The organism is Rhodococcus sp. AQ5-07 (assembly GCF_009707305.1).
In the GTDB taxonomy this organism is placed as follows: Bacteria; Actinomycetota; Actinomycetes; order Mycobacteriales; family Mycobacteriaceae; genus Rhodococcus_F; species Rhodococcus_F erythropolis.
On record NZ_CP046099.1, the window covers coordinates 6,265,232 to 6,283,151 of the forward strand.

Below are 17,920 nucleotides of genomic sequence, written 5' to 3' on the forward strand. Positions count from 1 at the left end.
TCAGGTGAGAAGCGAGATCATCGACGCCACGTCGGCCGGCTCTACGTCGTAACCCGGGAAGTAGCAGCACACTTCGTCGGCATGCTCGCCGAACCGGCGCCGAATCTCGGCGGCACACTCTTCGGGGGTGCCGACGACGGCGAGTGTGGTCAGCATCGGATCGGTGATCAGTGATGCCATGTCGGCGTAACCACCTCGCTTCGACAGGGCATTGAGTTCCGGTTGGACCTCGCCCCACCCTTCGACGTCGAGCACCGGACGGTATGCGGGCGTCGAACCGTAGAACGAGAGCAGGGCTCGGACGCCTCGGGCGGCCGCGGCAAGTTGATCGTCGCCGCGGCCGACGCCGACGATGACCTGCGGGATGATCGTGAATTCGTCTCGGGTGCGGCCGGATTCACGGAGGCCGGCATCGACGGCCGGAAGTGTTCGTTCGAGGAAATGGCGTTGCGTGTGGAACGGCATGACCAGGAGTCCGTCGGCCACCTCCGCCGCCGTCCGGGTCATCACCGGTCCGAGCGCACCCATCAGGATGGGCGGCGGTCCATAGGGATTGGGGCCTGGATCGAACGTCGGGGGCATCAGAGTGTGGGTGAAGAACTCGCCGCGGAAGTTCAGCGTCGAGGTGTTCTCCCACGCCGTGAAGATCGCCTTGACCGCTGCGACCGTCTCCTTCATGCGGGCCGCTGGACGCGACCACGTTGCGCTGTAGCGTTTTTCGATGTGCGGTTTGATCTGCGATCCGAGACCGAGGCGAAAGTGGCCGCGACTGAGCAACTGTAGGTCGTTGGCCGAATGCGCCAGATGCATGGGACTGCGGGGGAATGCGATGGCGACGTTGGTCATCAGGTCGAGGTCGACGGCCGATGCCGCTTCGACGAGCGGGAAGAACACGTCGTGTGGTCCCTCGAATGTGAACAGGCCACCGGCGCCGGTGTCCGCGAGTTCACGGCTGCGAGCAGCGCCCGCGCCCGGCGCGGAGTCGAGTTGTACGTGAACCTTCATCGGCGTACTCGCAGCCAGGTGCTGACACCGGGAGCAAACGGAGCGATCGCCGCCACTGCTACAAGGACGCAGTAGAGAATCGGACCCCATCTCAGAACTCCGGCGCCGATATCCGCGGCGCCGTCGACCAGAGACATGAAGCCGAGTCCGGCCGCGATGCTGAGGGCTCCGACGATCGCCGTCATCACCCGCCCGGCGTTCTTGCGGGCACGGAGGAGTTGAAGGCTCATGAGTGCGAGCAGGATCAGGACGAGAGCGCCGCCGCCACTGCCGGCCAGGACGACCGTGACGGCATCGGAGATGTCGGTGGACGAGTATCCGGGATTGTCGCGCGCAGTCGATTCTTCGAGGGCTGACCGGACGTCGTCGAGGCTGGTGACTACCACTCCGGCGATACCGGCCAGGACGACGAACGAGCCGATCCAGGCAGAGGTGGACAAGGTCACGGCCTTGGGTATCTCGTCGTTCGCTGCAGGTCGGAGCGGCCGAACCGAGACGTCGGGTCGCTCGGGTGCCGGGCGCGCCGGCGCCGGTCGAGCAGGTCGAACGGGAGAATTGTCGGGATCGGTCACCGGCCGATCGTAGCCATTCGGAGAGATTCGGAAGTGATGTGGCGCACTTTTTCGGCTTTTCGGGGAAGGCGGGAACAAATCTACGTGGGCTGTAGTTGACCATTTCGACAAGCTTGAGCGCCCTCGGCTCAACTTCAAGTTGACTCCCGGCCACGGTCGGAGGCAAACTTGAGCGGAGGACGCTCACCAAGCGAAAAACTCGCGGTCATGTTCGAGATCAACCACTCGGGCAGAGAACCGCAGAACGAAAGGTAGGAACACTATGGCTCGTGCAGTCGGTATCGATCTCGGTACGACCAACTCGGTAGTTGCAGTGCTGGAGGGCGGCGAGCCCGTAGTGGTCGCCAACGCCGAAGGCTCACGTACCACCCCCTCGGTGGTCGCATTTGCCAAGAACGGCGAGGTTCTCGTCGGTCAGCCCGCGAAGAACCAGGCAGTCACGAACGTCGACCGCACCCTCCGCTCCGTCAAGCGCCACATCGGCACTGACTGGAACGTGGAAATCGACGGCAAGAAGTACACGCCGCAGGAAATCAGCGCCCGCACGCTCATGAAGCTCAAGCGTGACGCGGAGGCTTACCTCGGTGAAGACATCACCGACGCCGTCATCACCGTCCCCGCATACTTCGAGGACGCACAGCGTCAGGCAACCAAGGAAGCCGGCCAGATCGCCGGCCTCAACGTCCTTCGTATCGTCAACGAGCCCACCGCGGCTGCACTGGCATACGGACTGGACAAGGGTGACACCGAGCAGACCATTCTGGTCTTCGACCTCGGTGGCGGCACCTTCGACGTCTCCCTGCTCGAAATCGGCGACGGCGTCGTCGAGGTTCGCGCAACCTCCGGTGACAACCACCTCGGTGGCGACGACTGGGACGAGCGCGTCGTCGCTTGGCTGGTCGACAAGTTCAAGGCTCAGAACGGCATCGATCTGACCAAGGACAAGATGGCCCTGCAGCGTCTGCGTGAGGCTGCGGAGAAGGCGAAGATCGAGCTCTCCAGCTCGCAGAGCACCTCCATCAACCTCCCGTACATCACGGTCGACGCGGACAAGAACCCGCTCTTCCTGGACGAGCAGCTCTCCCGCAGCGAGTTCCAGAAGATCACCTCGGACCTGCTCGATCGCACCCGTGCGCCGTTCCAGGCAGTGATCAAGGACAGCGGAATCGCCGTCAAGGACATCGACCATGTCGTGCTCGTCGGTGGCTCCACCCGTATGCCGGCAGTCTCCGATCTGGTTCGTGAACTGACCGGTGGCCGTGAGCCCAACAAGGGTGTCAACCCGGACGAGGTCGTCGCAGTCGGCGCCGCACTCCAGGCCGGCGTGCTCAAGGGCGAGGTCAAGGACGTTCTGCTCCTCGACGTCACGCCGCTTTCCCTCGGTATCGAAACCAAGGGTGGCGTGATGACCAAGCTCATCGAGCGCAACACCACCATCCCCACGAAGCGTTCCGAGACCTTCACCACCGCTGACGACAATCAGCCTTCGGTGCAGATCCAGGTCTTCCAGGGTGAGCGCGAAATCGCTTCGCACAACAAGCTGCTCGGCTCCTTCGAGCTCACCGATCTGCCGCCCGCCCCGCGTGGCGTTCCGCAGATCGAGGTCACCTTCGACATCGACGCCAACGGCATCGTGCACGTGACGGCGAAGGACAAGGGCACCGGCAAGGAAAACACGATCAAGATCCAGGACGGCTCCGGTCTGTCCAAGGAAGAGATCGAGCGCATGGTCAAGGACGCCGAGGCTCACGCCGAGGAAGACAAGGCACGTCGCGAAGAGGCAGAGGTCCGCAACCAGGCCGAGTCGCTGGTCCACCAGACGGAGAAGTTCGTCAAGGAGCAGCGTGAAGGTGAGAACGCGGGCAAGGTCTCCGAGGAGATCCTGACCAAGGTCGAGGCAGCGGTCAAGGACGTCAACGACGCCCTGGCAGGCACCGACATCGCTGCAGTGAAGACCGCAGTGGAGAAGCTGGGCACCGAGTCGCAGGCTCTGGGTCAGGCCATCTACGAGGCTTCCGCTGCAAACGAGGCCGGAAACACCGACGGCGCAGGCAATGACGACGACGTCGTCGACGCCGAGGTTGTCGACGAGCCCACCGACTCGGACAAGAAGTGACCTCGGACAACTCCGAGAACAACCCGGTCGACCCCGAGACCGGTGCACAGGGAGAGGCGGCGGGGGAATCCCTGCCGCCGCTCGACTCGGAAGACACAGGGGTAGTTCAGGAAGCAGAGTCGATCGTGGAGGAAGCATCCGCCACCGATCAGCTCGCCGAACGAACTGCGGATCTGCAGCGACTTCAGGCGGAGTTCACCAACTACCGTCGTCGCGTCGAGCGTGACAAGCAGGTCATCAAGGAAACCGCGCGCGCTTCGGTCATCACCGAACTCATCGGAATCCTCGACGACCTGGATCGCGCTCGGGCACACGGTGACCTCGAATCAGGTCCACTGCGTGCACTCGCGGACAAGCTCAACACGACCCTGACGGGTCTGGGTTTGACCGACTTCGGTAACGAGGGCGATGATTTCGATCCCGCACTCCACGAAGCGGTGCAGCATGAAGGCGAAGGCCACGACCCCGTACTCGGGACGGTCATGCGCAAGGGTTACAAGCTCGGCGACCGGGTCCTTCGGACCGCAATGGTGGCCGTGACGGACCGGGTAGGCGACAAGCCTGCAGACGGTTCAGAACAAGAAGCGAAGTAAGAGTGAGAGGAGGAGACGCCCAGTGAGTCAACGGGAGTGGATCGAGAAGGACTTCTACAAGGAGCTGGGCGTCTCGTCCACCGCGACGGCCGACGAAATCAAGAAGGCGTATCGCAAGCTGGCCCGGGATCTTCATCCCGACGCCAACCCTGACGATGCGAAGGCCGAAGAGCGTTTCAAGTCCGTCAGTGAAGCTCATGCCGTTCTGTCTGATCCGGACAAGCGCAAGGAGTACGACGAGGCCAGGCGCCTCTTTGCCAGCGGAGGCTTCGGTCCCCGTGCGCAAGGTGGCGGTGGATTCAACCCCGGAGCTGGTGGTTTCGACATCAACGACCTGTTCGGCGGCGGTGCCGGCGGGCAGGACTCGGGTCTCGGAGACATCTTCGGCGGATTGTTCAATCGCGGGGGAGCGGGCCAGCGCACAGCTGCGCCCAACCGACCGCGTCGAGGCAAGGACCTCGAGACCGAGACGACGCTCGCCTTCCGCGAAGCGGCGCTCGGTGTCACCGTCCCACTTCGTCTGACCAGCCCGACGTCGTGCACCACGTGTCACGGCAGCGGCGCAAAGCCGGGCACCAGCCCGCGAGTGTGCCCGCATTGCAACGGAACCGGCGTGGTCAGCCGCAACCAGGGCGCATTCGGATTCAGTGAGCCGTGTGACGACTGCCGGGGAACCGGCTCGATCATCGACTCGCCTTGCGAGGACTGCCACGGTAGCGGCGTCACCAACCGGACACGGACCATCACGGTTCGCGTGCCGGCAGGCGTGAGCGACGGTCAGAAAATCAGACTCAAGGGCAAGGGCGAAGCGGGTCTCCGCGGAGCTCCAGCGGGTGACCTGTTCGTCAACATCCGCGTCAAGCCGGACAATGTCTTCGGCCGTAACGGCGACGATCTGACGCTGACGGTTCCGGTGAGCTACGGCGAACTGGTGCTCGGGACGACACTGTCCGTGCCGACCCTGGACGGCCGTGTCGGAGTGAAGGTTCCGGCCGGAACGGTGGACGGACGCATTCTGCGAGTTCGCGGACGCGGCATCCCCAAGCGTCCCGAGGGGGCAGGCGACCTTCTGGTCACCGTCAAGGTATCCGTCCCGCAGAAGTTGGACGACCCGGCGATCGAAGCGCTGAAGACCTATCTCGAAGCCGAGAAGGCGAGCGGGTTCGATCCACGGGCCGGGTGGGCCGGTGCATGATGACCGAACGACCGCAGAATCAATGGGATGCGACGGTCGATCCTGACGCCCAGATCTTCGTGATCTCGGTGGCAGCCGAGTTGGCCGGAATGCATGCGCAGACCTTGCGTAACTACGATCGACTCGGTTTGGTCACCCCTCACCGAACCACTGGTGGCGGACGACGCTACTCCCCGCGTGATGTTGCGCTTCTGCGTGAAGTGCAACGGCTTTCGCAGGACGAGGGCGTCAACCTCGCCGGAATCAAACGGATCATCGAACTGACCAACCAGGTCGAGGCTCTGCAGCATCGCGTCCGCGAACTGGCCGAGGAAATCGCGAAAGTCCATGCGGGCTATCGCCGGGACCTCGTTCCGATTCCACGCAACAACGCGTTGGTGGTTTGGAAGCCACGAAACCAGCGATAGTTCAGACCTTTGCGCAAACGGCTCCACGCCCTGCTCGGATTCACCTCATCGAATCCCGCAGGGTGTGGGGCCGTTTTGGCGTTTCCACCCAGCGGGAATCGGTCTGTCGAGGCCGCCCGAATATGCATAGCGTCCGCTTCCATGACTCCTCTTTTGTGCGTTTGACGTTATCCAGATCACATTCTATGCTCCAACCCAAGCAACTGCTTGCTAGATCATCAAGCGGGTGCTTGGTTGGCTGGTGCTCGAAATCAGGCGTTCCCACCGGCCGATCCTTCTTTCGTCAGGTATTCGCCTGACGTTCGGTGCATACATGTGTTCTAGGAGTGCAGACATGAATCGTCGGCCCATTCTTGTTGCGGCAGTTGCCGTGACGGCTCTGGCTCTCGCGGGGTGTAGTGGTTCTTCGGAGTCCGAAGGTGGCGCGGATTCGCCGTACCGCGTCCTGCTGACCGGCGGGATCAGTGCGCAGGGTGTTCTCGCGGCGAACTCGCAGACTTCCCTGCTGGCCACGAAGGCCGGCGTTCAGGTCCAGAACGAGGCCGGGGGCATCGGCGGCCGTCAGATCGAGCTCACCACTGTCGACGACGCGGGTGATGCAACCATCGCCGTCACCAAGCTGCGCGAAGCCATCAACTCGGGGAACAAGCCTGACCTCTACCTCAACTCGGGTCCTTCGTCGATCGCGGCTGCGGTTCTCCCGATCCTCAAGCAGAACAACATCCTCTCGCTGAGCATGGCGCCTTCTCCCGATTCCACGGACCCCTCGAAGTTCCCGCTGAACTTCGACCTGGCTCCGGGCGCGACCGACACCGCTCGCGGCATCTCCGAGTATGCAAAAACCAAGGGCTACAGCAGCGTCGGAGTCCTGCACGGTAGTACCGCTTACGGTGAACTCTTCGGCGAGGAGATGACCAGTGCGCTCGAGAAAGTCGGTCTGAAAGCTGCCGGCAACGAAGAATACGACGCCGCTGCTCTGGACATGACGGCGCAGTTGCAGTCGCTCAAGAATGCCGGTGCAACGGCAATCGCGTTGGACGCGTACGGCGCCCCGCTCGGATACGTGTTGCAGAGCCTGGAGCGACTCGGCTGGGACGTGCCGTTGATCGGCAACACGTCGGTCTCTGCCACCAACCTCATCGCCAATGATCCGCCCGCCGGCGTGCTCGGCACCCCGCAGGTGAAGAACCTGGTGACGCAGGTGTTCACCAGCACGGTGTTCGATCCGAACAACGCGCTCGTCAACACGATGGTGGACACGATGGCGTCGCTGGGCTCGATCCCGTCGACGCTGATCCTCGCGGACAACTACGACGCATTCCCCCTCGTCGCGGCAGCAGCGGAGAAGGTCGGCAGTTCGACCGATCCGAAGAAGCTCGCCGAAGCACTGGAAACCGCAGAGGTTCAGGAGAATGCCAAGACCGCATTCCTCTCGCGCTACAACTTCAGCTCTGACAACCACGGCCCGAACCCGGATACCAGTGAGCTGAAGTTCATCAGCCCGACGAAGATCCTCAACGGTCAGTTCGGAAACCCGGCTGCGTCATGACCATTCTGTGGTCCGGATTGGCGCTCGGCGCGGTCTACGTGCTGGTTGCCATCGGGTACAACATCGTTTTCGTTTCCTCCAACACGTTCAACTTCGCTCAAGCTCAGCTGATGATGGTGGGCACTTTCGTCGCCTACACGGGTCTCGTGACCCTGAAACTTCCCGTTCTCGTGGTGGCCGTCATGGCAACCGTGACCGTGATGCTCCTCGCCTCGGTCGAGGAGATCGTCGCGATCAGACCGGTGGCCGATCACCAGAACCAGCTGGTCACCACGCTTGGCGTTGCCACTCTGCTCAATGGTGCAACTCAATTGATTTGGGGTAGTGAACCTCTCACGGTTCCGTTCTTCGGATCGAACGAACCGATCACCCTACTCGGCGGCCGTACCTACCCGGTCGAGATCGCTCTGCTTGTTGCGGCGATCGCACTGGTCATCGGGTTGAGTTACGTCTCGAAGAAGACCATGACGGGTCTGGCTCTGATCGGCATCTCCGAGGATCGTGAAGCGGCGATGCTGCGAGGAGTCAATGTACGACGGTTGGCGCTGGGTGCGTTTGCCTTCTCGGGTGCGTTGGCCGGTGTCCTCGGACTCCTTGTCGGCCCCAAGACGTTTGCAGTTGCGACGTTGGGTGCCGCGCTGGCCCTCAAGGGATTCGTGGCGTTGGCGATCGGCGGGTTCGGCTCTCTGCCAGGTGCTTTGATCGGCGGCCTGACCGTCGGCCTGGTGGAATCGTTCACCGCCCTGTGGGCGGGAAGTCAGTACAGCAATATCGCCGTCTTCACGGTGCTGATCATCATCTTGATGGTCAAACCTGCCGGCTTGTTCGGCAACGTCCGAGAACGGGTGGTGTGAAATGGTAAGCGCGTGGCGGACTTTCCGTTCCCTTCCGAGTTGGATCATCCCGCTGGTCCTGGCGGTAGTGATCTTGCTGCTGCCCGTGATGGGGCTCGACCTGTCGACATCACGGCAGATTCAATTGGCCTGCATCCTGGCACTTGTGGTCAGCGGCCTGAACCTGAGCCTCGGCTTTGCCGGTGAACTGGCGCTCGGCCAGGCCGCGATGTACGCGGCGGGTGCATACACCGCGGGTCTGATGTCCCAGGCCGGTCACACCGACATCCTGGTCCAGCTCGCTGCGGCCGGTGCCGTGGCATTGGGCGTCGGCATCTTGACGGGCGTTCCCGGTCTGCGACTGGGCAACTGGTCCCTGGCGATGACGTCGTTCTTCCTGGTGCTGCTCGTGCCGGACGTACTGGCGATCTTCGGCGGCAAGACCGGCGGCCGAAACGGCCTCACCGGTATGGAGCCGCCGACGCTCTTCGGCTCCGAACTCGACACCCAGCAGTACTACATGGTGGTTGTCGTGGTGACCGTCCTCTGGTTCGCGGTGATGCGCAACCTGGTGGTCTCGCGCCACGGCATCGCGTTCCGCACGCTCAAGCAGTCGCCGGTGCTGGCGTCGTCGCAGGGTGTGTCGGTGTTCCGGATGAAACTGCTCGGCTATGCGATCGGTGCGTTCCCGGCCGGTCTGGCGGGTGCGTTGTTCGCCAATACCGACCTGTTCATCTCGCCGGAAGCCTTCGGGTTCACCTTTGCGACAGCGGTTCTGGCGGCATCCATCCTGGGCGGTGCGGCAAGTGTGTACGGCGCCGTAGTCGGTGCCGCGATCATGCAGCTCGGTCCCAACCAGTCGACGGCATTTCAGGAATACTCGCTGATCTTCTACGGAGGCTTCCTGATCATCGGCGGTGTGCTGCTCTCCGGTGGGCTGACCAAGGTCGGGCGAGCGATCGTCTCGAAACTCGATCGCAGGGCCGGCCTGGGCGTAGTCGTCGCAAAGGAAAACAGCGGCGGAACACCGGAACTGGCGCCGATCAATGGCGCTCGGTTGGTGGTCGACGGAGTGTCCAAGGCATTCGGTGGTAACCAGGCACTCAATGCGGCAACCCTGACGGCAGAGGCCGGTAAGGTCACCGCGTTGATCGGGCCCAACGGTTCGGGTAAGACGACCATGCTCAACATGATCTGCGGCTTCTACACCGCGGACGCCGGCGTGATCACAATCGGTGACACGGTGGTCTCGCAGTCGTCGCCGCACAAGGTGGCGCGCGTGGGGGTGGCGCGCACGTTCCAAACTCCGACGATTCCGGAGAACATCACGGTTCTGGAAGCTGTTGCATCCGGACGGTATTCGGTGCACCGCGCGTCGATGGCGTCGGCTGTGCTTCGCCTGCCCAGCTTCCGCAGGATCGCGAAGGCCGACATCGTCGAGGCCGAGCGTGTTCTCGAGCTCGTGGGGATGTCGCACCTGCGCAACGAGATCGCGACGTCGCTGCCCCTGGGGATGCGTCGCATGCTCGAAGTTGCTCGCGCCGTCATCGCCGAGCCGAGGGTCGTACTCTTCGACGAGGTTGCGTCCGGACTCGACGAGGACGAACTCGAACGCCTGGCAGACCTGATCCGGGTACTGCGAGATGCTGGGGCCACAGTGGTGTTGGTGGAGCACAACTTCCGCCTCGTGCTCTCGCTCGCCGACGAGATCGTGGTACTGGCGCAGGGGCAGGTGATCGCCACCGGCGATGCGGCGACGATCGAACATCACCCGCGCGTGTTGAGCGAATACCTCGGAGTCAAGTCCGGTGATGAGGATGCGCTGCTCGAAGAAATCGGCGCGGTAGACCATCAGACCAGCGAGGTGAAGTGATGGAACCGATTCTGAAGGTCCGTAACCTGCAGACCGGGTACGGCGATCTGCGCGTCGTCTGGGATGTCTCGTTCGACGTCTATCCCGGTCAGGTGACAGCCCTGCTCGGACGCAACGGTGCAGGCAAGACGAGCACGCTCCGTGCTCTGTCCGGCCTCAACAAGGTGGCCTCTGGAACCGTCGAAATGGACGGTGCCGACATCACCGGAGTTCCCGCCCACAAGCGGGTGCGGCAGGGTATGGCGTACGTGCAGGAGGGTAAGCGGGTCTTTCACAAGCAGACCGTCGAGCAGAACCTTCTGCTGGGCGGGTACACCCGCAAGGCAAAGCGCGGCGAGCTGATGGAATCCGTCGAGTCCATGTACGAGATGTTCCCGATCCTGGGGGAGAAGCGTGCGCTTCCCGCCGGTTCCATGTCGGGCGGTCAGCAGCAGATGCTCGCGATCGGCGCAGCGCTGATGGCGCAGCCGCGATTGCTCCTTCTCGACGAACCGTCGGGCGGGCTGGCTCCGGTGATCGTCGGTGAGGTGATGGACCGCGTCCAGCAGCTCAAGGAAACCGGCCTGGCTGTTCTGCTGGTGGAGCAGGCAGTGGAGGCCGCGATGAGCGTCGCCGATCACGTGACGGTCCTCGACATCGGCAAGGTGGTCCTCGACGCCGACGCCAAGGACATCGACGACCTGGCAGTGCTCAAGGACGCGTACTTCGGACGCATCTGATCTGCAGCGATGTCACTTCAGCCCGGCCACCTCGGCCGGGCTGAAGTTGTTTTCCCGCTCCGTGGCACGGGGGCTGGCCAGCTCTGGACCATCGATCTACCGTCCAGCAAACAACCCCTGCGAGAGGCAAACTTGATGACTGCTCCCGACGTGCTCGCCCCGGCAAAGCTGGGCCCGGTGACCTTGCGAAATCGAATCATCAAGTCCGCGACATTCGAAGGCAAAACTCCCGACGCCCTGGTCACCGACGAGCTGATCGAGTTCCATCGCCGCCCGGCAGCCGGCGGAGTCGGGATGTCCACCGTCGCGTATTGCGCCGTCGCACCGGAAGGGCGCACCGAATACGGCCAGCTGTGGATGCGGCCCGATGCCCTCCCCGGACTGCGACGACTCACCGATGCCATTCACGCCGAAGGGGCAGCAGCATCGGCGCAGCTCGGGCACGCCGGCCCCGTCGCGAATCAGAAGTCGACCGGACTGCCCGCGCTGGCACCGTCGAGTTCGTTCAATCCGTTGAGCATGAGGATGATTCGCACTGCCACCACAGCGGACATCACCAGAATTGCGGCGGCGCACGGGAGCGCTGCGCGACTTGCCGTCGAAGCAGGATTCGACGCCGTCGAGATCCACTTCGGCCACAACTATTTCGCGAGCTCGTTCCTGAGCCCGAAACTGAACCGTCGTAAGGATTCTTACGGCGGATCGCTCGAGAATCGGGCTCGCGTCGTACTCGAAACTGCGCGCAGTGTGCGCGATGCAGTCGGCGACAAGATCGCGATCTTGGCCAAGCTGAACATGGACGACGGTGTGCCAGGCGGATTCTGGGTGGACGAAGCAATCCAGGTGGCGCAGTGGCTCGAGGCATCCGGAAGTGTCGATGCGCTCGAGTTGACGATGGGTAGCTCACTGCTCAACCCGATGTACCTGTTCAAGGGTGATGCGCCGATCCGCGAGTTTGCCGCCGCGATGCCGCAGCCTGTTCGGCTCGGTGTGCAGTTGGTGGGCAAGAGCATGTTGCATGCCTATCCGTACAAGCCGCTGTTCATGCTGGAAGAGGCTCGGCAGATCCGTGCTGCGGTGAAGTTGCCGCTCGTGCTGCTCGGCGGTGTCACGGACAAAGCGGGCATGGATACCGCAATGGCGGAAGGGTTCGAGTTCGTCGCCATGGCACGGGCACTGCTCAGAGAACCGGATCTGATCAATCGGATCGCAGCCGAATCCGATACCCAATCACTGTGCATCCACTGCAACAAGTGCATGCCTACGATCTTCAGTGGTGCCCGCTGCGTGTTGGTCGAACGCGTCTGAGTTGGTCAGCGCACACCACGTCCCGACATCCATGCGGATACCGGGTCGTGGGCCGTAGCGGATCAAGTTCGTGGTTGCTTCAACGCTCGGTTCAGTTCTGCGTGAAGACGTCGTAGGAGGCGTTCATCGTGGGGTAGCCGGTGGCCATGTAGTCGGTGAGGATGACGTGCGTCGGGTCACCGATGATGCGGGTCCCGTCGAGGGTGGGGTTGCCGGCGTAGTTGTTGGCTGCCATGACGGTCTGGACTCCGTCGGCGACGTTGTAGGTGACGTCGACACCGATGCCGCGGGGATCGCTGCTGTAGGCGGTGACGATTTCGGTCGTGTGCGGAGCCAGGTAGGAGCGGGGGCCGTTGATCCACTGTCCGTAGGGGTTGGACGCGCTGTCCAGCAGCATCGGGTTGTCGGTGTTGTTGGTGATGGTCATGGCAACCGTCGGGCCGTCCGTCGGCATGGTGCCGGCGTTGGCGACCGCCGCGGTTCCCAGTGCGGTTCCGCCGAGAGCGAGGGCGATCGCGGTGACTGCTACGAAGCGAGTGGTGTTGGTACGCATGATGTCTGCTCCTGGGCTGGTGTGTGGTTGCCGTTCTCGGCGATGAATCAATCTTGTCGCGAATCAGGGCTGCTGTATGTCCGCCGACGGGGCCGTGGCGGGGTTGAATCGCGTGTCCCCCGATCGGGGGAGGCGCAAGTGCTCGCATTGCTGGTACGGGCGTGAGAAAGTGAGCAATGCGAGAAGGCACGAAGCCGGTGGTCGGCAAGGTTTCCGTGGTGGTCGGCGACGATCACCCGTTGTTTCGTGAGGGCGTGGTTCGGGCCCTGACCGGCAGTGACCGCATCGACGTTCTGGGCGAGGCCGACGACGGCGCAGCTGCGCTCGCAATGATTCGGGAATTACGCCCGAAGGTGGCGCTGATCGATTTCCGGATGCCGCACCTGGACGGGACCCAGGTGGCAGCAGCAGTGGTTCGAGACGAGTTGCCGACCAGGGTGCTCCTGCTCAGTGCTCACGACGAATCGTCCGTCGTGTATCAGGCTCTGCAGGCGGGTGCTGCCGGATTCCTGCCGAAGGAATCCACCCGGGCCGAGATCGTGAGCGCCGTGCTCGACTGCGCCGCGGGCCGAGATGTGTTGCCGCCCACCATCGCTGCCGGACTGGTGGGAGAGGTGCGTCGCCGTAGCGAGCCGTCCGGCCCGACTCTCAGCGCCCGTGAGCGTGAAGTCCTCGGATTGATCGCACAGGGCGCCAGTATCCCCACCATCGCCTCCCAGCTCTTTCTTGCGCCTTCGACCGTCAAAACCCACGTGCAGCGCCTCTACGAGAAACTCGGAGTCAACGATCGAGGCGCCGCCGTCGCCGCCGCGATGCGGCAGGGTCTGTTGGAGTGAACGGGAGTCACCGCAGTACGTACGTGACGTTCATGGCCGGGTAACCCGAGGTCATCGTCACCGTGACGTCGTGGCCGTCGGGGGCGTACGTTCCGCCGGCATCCGCCCTGGTCTTCGAGTTGGTGGCGCTGAAGACAAACACTCCACCGTCGTCGGAGCGATACGTGAGCACGACGGGAAAGTCGTTCTGATTCTTGCTCGTGGCGACCACGTTGACGTTCATGTTCGGCAGGATGTAGTCGGCCGGCGGGACGATCCAGTCGCCGTTCGGGTTGGACGCGTCGACCAGATACAGGGCCCCGAAGCCCGAATTGCTGATCATCGCCGTCGTGACGGAAGTGTCGGTTATCGACTTCACAGCGTTCGCACCGGCGGCGCGGGCAACCAGAGCTGCCATGCTGAGGCCGGAGAAGGAAATTGCTTCGGGTCGAATTGTGTTGGTAGTCATGATTTTTCTCCTCGATTTGTCGGTCTCGGTGACCGTGTGTTTCGGTGATGAGACAACTATGGCCCCGAAATCCCTTCGGGTCTGTCCACCTACGGGTCCGAGTGCTGGATGACATCGGTGTCCCCCGATCGGCGGACAAACCCGTCCGGGCCCGCCCACCCGGCGTCACGAGGGTGGAGGCTCCGCCCACCCAGTGTCATGGGGTGGAGGCTCCGCCCACCCAGCGGGAGAACCCGTTCCTCTACCAACCAGTCCACTCGTAGCGTGACCACCATGACCGATCCTGACTTCTCCACCGCACCACTCGACGTCGTAGTCATCGGCGCCGGCGTCGCTGGCATGTACGCCATGCACCGACTTCGCGAGCAGGGGCTGCGTGTCCACGGCTTCGAGGCGGGCTCCGGAGTGGGCGGCACGTGGTATTTCAACCGCTACCCCGGCGCACGCTGTGACGTCGAGAGTTTCGACTACTCCTACTCGTTCTCCGAAGAGCTGCAACAGGATTGGGACTGGAGCGAGAAGTACGCCGCGCAACCGGAGATCCTCTCGTACCTCGATCACGTGGCTGATCGCTTCGACCTTCGCACTGGCTTCACCTTCGACACACGCGTTCTGAGTGCACAGTTCGACGAGGGTACTGCCACGTGGCGAGTACAGACCGACGGCGGTCACGACGTCACCTCACGCTTCGTCGTGTGCGCCACGGGCAGCCTCTCGACCGCAAACGTTCCGAACATTGCGGGCCGTGAGACCTTCGGTGGCGATGTGTTCCACACCGGTTTCTGGCCGCACGAGGGAGTCGACTTCACCGGCAAACGAGTCGGCGTGATCGGTACCGGATCTTCGGGCATCCAGTCCATTCCGCTGATCGCCGAGCAGGCCGATCATCTCTACGTGTTCCAGCGGTCCGCGAATTACAGTGTGCCGGCAGGAAACACGCCTCTCGATGACAAGCGCCGCGCCGAGATCAAGGCCGGCTACGCAGAGCGTCGAGCGCTGTCCAAGCGCAGTGGCGGTGGATCGCCGTTCGTTTCGGATCCTCGCAGCGCCCTCGAAGTCTCGGAGGCCGAGAGAAACGCGGCATACGAGGAGCGGTGGAAGCTCGGCGGTGTCCTGTTCGCCAAGACATTCGCAGACCAGACGAGCAACATCGAGGCCAACGGGACAGCGGCAGCGTTTGCCGAACGCAAGATTCGCTCGGAAGTCCAGGATCAGGCGATCGCCGACCTGCTCATTCCGAACGACCACCCCATCGGAACCAAGCGGATAGTCACGGACACGAACTACTACCAGAGCTACAACCGTGACAACGTCAGCCTGGTGAATCTCAAGTCCGCACCGATCGAGGCGATCGACGAGGCTGGAATCAAGACGGCCGATGCGCACTACGAACTGGATGCGCTGGTGTTCGCCACCGGGTTCGACGCGATGACGGGAGCGCTCGATCGCATCGAGATCCGCGGCCGCAATGGCGAGACGTTGCGCGAGAACTGGCATGCGGGTCCAAGGACGTATCTAGGCCTCGGAGTACACGGGTTCCCCAACCTGTTCATCGTCACCGGGCCGGGTAGCCCGAGTGTGCTGTCCAACATGATTCTCGCTGCCGAGCAGCACGTGGACTGGATCGCGGGCGCGATCAACCACCTCGATTCGGCGGGCATCGACACCATCGAACCGAGTGCCGAAGCCGTGGACACCTGGCTCGAGGAGTGCTCGCGTCGGGCGTCGGCAACATTGTTTCCATCCGCGAACTCCTGGTACATGGGAGCCAACATTCCGGGAAAGCCGAGGATATTCATGCCATTCATCGGAGGATTCGGTGTCTACTCCGACATCTGTGCAGACGTGGCAGCAGCGGGATACCGAGGCTTCGAACTGAACAGCGCGGTGCACGCATGAGTCGCCTCGAGGGTCTTCGTGTACTGGTGACGGGTGCGGCCGGCGGGATGGGCCGCTCACACTGCGAGCGTCTCGCCGACGAAGGCGCGTCCGTGATCGCGTTGGATGTCGTGCAGGCAAAGTCCGAGCTGGAGGAGACCGCCCAGGCGGTACGCGAGCGTGGAGGCGTGGCGGTCACCGGCGTCGCGGACATTCGTGACTTCGAAGATCTCGCCGCGGTAGTCGCCGATTGTGTCGCCGAACTCGGCGGGTTGGACGTCGTCGTCGCGAATGCAGGCGTGTACGACACGCCGGGACCGTCGTGGACCATCGATCCTGCAGTGTGGAACCGCTCGCTCGACGTCAATCTGACCGGGGCGTGGCACACCGTCAAGGCCTGTGTTCCGCACTTCGGCGACGGTGGATCCGTCGTTCTGGTCAGCTCGACAGCGGGAATCAAAGGTATTGCCGGAGCGAGTCATTACAGCGCCGCCAAGCACGCCGTGGTGGGCCTGGCCAGAACGCTGGCCAACGAGTTGGGCGCGGAGGGTATTCGCGTCAACTCCGTGCATCCGGGTTCGGTGCGTACCCCGATGATCATCAACGAGCGAGTGTTCGCGAACCTGTGCCCGGATATCGAGAATCCCACGGAAGCAGACGCCGCTGCAGTACTGAGCGCACGCAACCTGTTACCTGTTCCCTGGGTCGATCCGGTGGATGTCAGCAATGCCGTCTTGTTTCTCGCATCCGCGGAGTCCCGCTACATGACCGGCTGTCAGTTGGTGGTCGACGCCGGCCTGACCCAGAAAGTGTGAATTGATGACTTCTCGATTGGAACGCAAGATCGCGCTGATCACGGGTGCGGCACGAGGAATCGGCCGGGCTCAGGCCGTGCGATTCGCCGAAGAAGGTGCGGACATCATCGCGATCGACGTGTGCGCGTCGGTGGAAACGACAGTCACCCCGCCCGCGTCGGAATCCGATCTCGCCGAGACGGTAGCCCAGATCGAGGCACTGGGGCGAAAGGTCGAATCTGCGGTAGTGGACGTTCGGGATCTCGAGGCGCTACGCAGCGCGGTGGACTCGGGGGTCGAAGCGCTCGGCGGACTCGACATCGTGTGCGCTACAGCTGGTATCACGTCTTCCGACGGGGCTCTGACGATGTCGGAAACGATGTGGCAGACCATGCTGGACGTGAACCTGACCGGGGTGTGGCACACCACGACGGTTGCGGCGCCGCACTTGATCGCGCGAGGCGGGGGATCGATGACACTCACCAGTTCCATCGCCGGACTGCGGGGGCTGGTCGGAGTTGCGCACTACACCGCAGCCAAGCATGGAGTCGTTGGTCTGATGCGTTCGCTGGCAAAGGAATTGGCGCCGCACAACGTGCGGGTCAACACCGTTCATCCCACCAACGTCGACACTCCGATGATTCAGAACCCGTTGGTGCGCGGCAAGTTCCGCCCCGATCTCGAGAACCCGACGCGGGAGGAATTCGCTGCGGCGGCGATGACGATGAACATGCTTGCCATTCCGTGGATCGAACCGGTGGACGTAGCGAATGCGGCACTGTTCCTGTCCTCCGACGAGGCCCGTTACATCACGTCGGTCGCCCTGCCGGTGGATGCGGGGAGTTCGTCCCGCTGAAGTTTGGAATAGCTGAGGTTTGTCGCGCTGGGTTCCGCCACGGTGTGTAGCGTCGGGTTCAACTGACCGAAAGGCGCACACCGTGGCGGAACGACGCTATCTGGAAGTCACCGTCGGGACCAACATCGTCATGGTCCTCGACCACCGCACGGTGGAGGTCTTCGACCGCACCGCCGCGAGCACGAGCGAAGTGGCTCGCTGGCATGTCGAACACATTGCAGTGAAGGCGAAACCGTCGAAATCGGGATTGAAGCTCACCATTGGAAACCGGCTCGCCGACGACTCCATCGCGGTAGCGGGTCCACGGGCATCGCTCACCGTTCCGCCGGAGAATGAAGCCGCCGTCGTCGCGTTCTTCGACGAGGTCAAGGCCGCTCGGGTGTGA

The 17,920-nt window shown here is 63.1% G+C and carries 18 protein-coding genes; 14 read left to right on the top strand and 4 right to left on the bottom strand.

The genetic code is table 11. From position 1 onward, the window contains the following. Both GJB56_RS29040 and GJB56_RS29045 read right to left on the bottom strand, forming a co-directional pair. Positions 1-1,005, bottom strand: coding sequence for a TIGR03617 family F420-dependent LLM class oxidoreductase (locus GJB56_RS29040; RefSeq protein ID WP_060939117.1), 1,005 nt, complete (start codon positions 1,003-1,005; stop codon positions 1-3). Continuing rightward, entirely contained in the window at positions 1,002-1,577 is a 576-nt protein-coding gene (locus GJB56_RS29045) for a hypothetical protein (RefSeq protein ID WP_021343221.1), read from the bottom strand. Before GJB56_RS29045 ends, GJB56_RS29040 begins: the two co-directional genes overlap by 4 nt. Positions 1,578-1,839: 262 nt before the next feature. Here GJB56_RS29045 and dnaK point away from each other — a divergent pair, with 262 nt between their 5' ends. From dnaK to GJB56_RS29090, 9 genes are all read left to right on the top strand, one after another. Beyond that, complete coding sequence (gene dnaK / locus GJB56_RS29050) at positions 1,840-3,693, top strand: molecular chaperone DnaK (RefSeq protein WP_019749384.1); 1,854 nt, start codon at positions 1,840-1,842, stop codon at positions 3,691-3,693. Next, positions 3,690-4,286, top strand: coding sequence for a nucleotide exchange factor GrpE (gene grpE, locus GJB56_RS29055; protein ID WP_019749385.1), 597 nt, complete (start codon positions 3,690-3,692; stop codon positions 4,284-4,286). The genes dnaK and grpE overlap by 4 nt, the downstream gene beginning before the upstream one ends. Before the next feature lie 22 nt (positions 4,287-4,308). Continuing rightward, a complete protein-coding gene (gene dnaJ, locus GJB56_RS29060) occupies positions 4,309-5,481 on the top strand; it encodes a molecular chaperone DnaJ (protein ID WP_019749386.1) in 1,173 nt (390 codons plus the stop codon). Then, the gene (locus GJB56_RS29065) at positions 5,478-5,888 is read left to right on the top strand and encodes a heat shock protein transcriptional repressor HspR (protein WP_003944355.1); all 411 of its coding nucleotides are present in this window, start codon (positions 5,478-5,480) and stop codon (positions 5,886-5,888) included. Before dnaJ ends, GJB56_RS29065 begins: the two co-directional genes overlap by 4 nt. Before the next feature lie 334 nt (positions 5,889-6,222). Next, positions 6,223-7,437, top strand: coding sequence for an ABC transporter substrate-binding protein (locus GJB56_RS29070; RefSeq protein WP_047890168.1), 1,215 nt, complete (start codon positions 6,223-6,225; stop codon positions 7,435-7,437). Next, positions 7,434-8,291: a branched-chain amino acid ABC transporter permease gene (locus GJB56_RS29075; RefSeq protein WP_019749388.1), complete on the top strand. Its 858-nt coding sequence runs from the start codon at positions 7,434-7,436 to the stop codon at positions 8,289-8,291. Before GJB56_RS29070 ends, GJB56_RS29075 begins: the two co-directional genes overlap by 4 nt. Before the next feature lies 1 nt (position 8,292). Beyond that, positions 8,293-10,143, top strand: coding sequence for a branched-chain amino acid ABC transporter ATP-binding protein/permease (locus tag GJB56_RS29080; protein WP_097387723.1), 1,851 nt, complete (start codon positions 8,293-8,295; stop codon positions 10,141-10,143). Next, complete coding sequence (locus GJB56_RS29085) at positions 10,143-10,862, top strand: ABC transporter ATP-binding protein (RefSeq protein ID WP_020723665.1); 720 nt, start codon at positions 10,143-10,145, stop codon at positions 10,860-10,862. Before GJB56_RS29080 ends, GJB56_RS29085 begins: the two co-directional genes overlap by 1 nt. Positions 10,863-10,994: 132 nt before the next feature. Continuing rightward, positions 10,995-12,170, top strand: a complete 1,176-nt coding sequence (locus GJB56_RS29090; RefSeq protein ID WP_024487410.1) for an NADH:flavin oxidoreductase — start codon at positions 10,995-10,997, stop codon at positions 12,168-12,170. Positions 12,171-12,261: 91 nt separating this feature from the next. On the opposite strand, the gene GJB56_RS29095 is transcribed toward GJB56_RS29090, so the two are convergent. After that, positions 12,262-12,723 carry a hypothetical protein gene (locus GJB56_RS29095; RefSeq protein ID WP_019749392.1) on the bottom strand — a complete coding sequence of 154 codons (462 nt, stop codon included), beginning with the start codon at positions 12,721-12,723 and terminating at the stop codon, positions 12,262-12,264. Between the two features lie 176 nt (positions 12,724-12,899). Here GJB56_RS29095 and GJB56_RS29100 point away from each other — a divergent pair, with 176 nt between their 5' ends. Continuing rightward, a complete protein-coding gene (locus GJB56_RS29100) occupies positions 12,900-13,559 on the top strand; it encodes a response regulator (RefSeq protein ID WP_046378127.1) in 660 nt (219 codons plus the stop codon). A 7-nt stretch (positions 13,560-13,566) separates the two neighbouring features. Here GJB56_RS29100 and GJB56_RS29105 read toward each other — a convergent pair whose 3' ends face one another. Then, complete coding sequence (locus tag GJB56_RS29105) at positions 13,567-14,007, bottom strand: hypothetical protein (RefSeq protein ID WP_060939120.1); 441 nt, start codon at positions 14,005-14,007, stop codon at positions 13,567-13,569. Between the two features lie 273 nt (positions 14,008-14,280). Between GJB56_RS29105 and GJB56_RS29110 the strand changes: the two genes are divergently transcribed. The 4 genes from GJB56_RS29110 (at position 14,281) to GJB56_RS29125 (ending at position 17,920) form a co-directional block, all read left to right on the top strand. Beyond that, positions 14,281-15,906 carry a flavin-containing monooxygenase gene (locus GJB56_RS29110; RefSeq protein WP_113682296.1) on the top strand — a complete coding sequence of 542 codons (1,626 nt, stop codon included), beginning with the start codon at positions 14,281-14,283 and terminating at the stop codon, positions 15,904-15,906. Continuing rightward, on the top strand, positions 15,903-16,700 hold the full coding sequence (locus tag GJB56_RS29115; RefSeq protein WP_030535957.1) for a mycofactocin-coupled SDR family oxidoreductase: 798 nt from the start codon (positions 15,903-15,905) through the stop codon (positions 16,698-16,700). Before GJB56_RS29110 ends, GJB56_RS29115 begins: the two co-directional genes overlap by 4 nt. Positions 16,701-16,704: 4 nt before the next feature. Next, positions 16,705-17,535: a mycofactocin-coupled SDR family oxidoreductase gene (locus GJB56_RS29120; protein WP_113682297.1), complete on the top strand. Its 831-nt coding sequence runs from the start codon at positions 16,705-16,707 to the stop codon at positions 17,533-17,535. A gap of 82 nt (positions 17,536-17,617) precedes the next feature. Beyond that, the gene (locus GJB56_RS29125) at positions 17,618-17,920 is read left to right on the top strand and encodes a hypothetical protein (RefSeq protein ID WP_113682298.1); all 303 of its coding nucleotides are present in this window, start codon (positions 17,618-17,620) and stop codon (positions 17,918-17,920) included.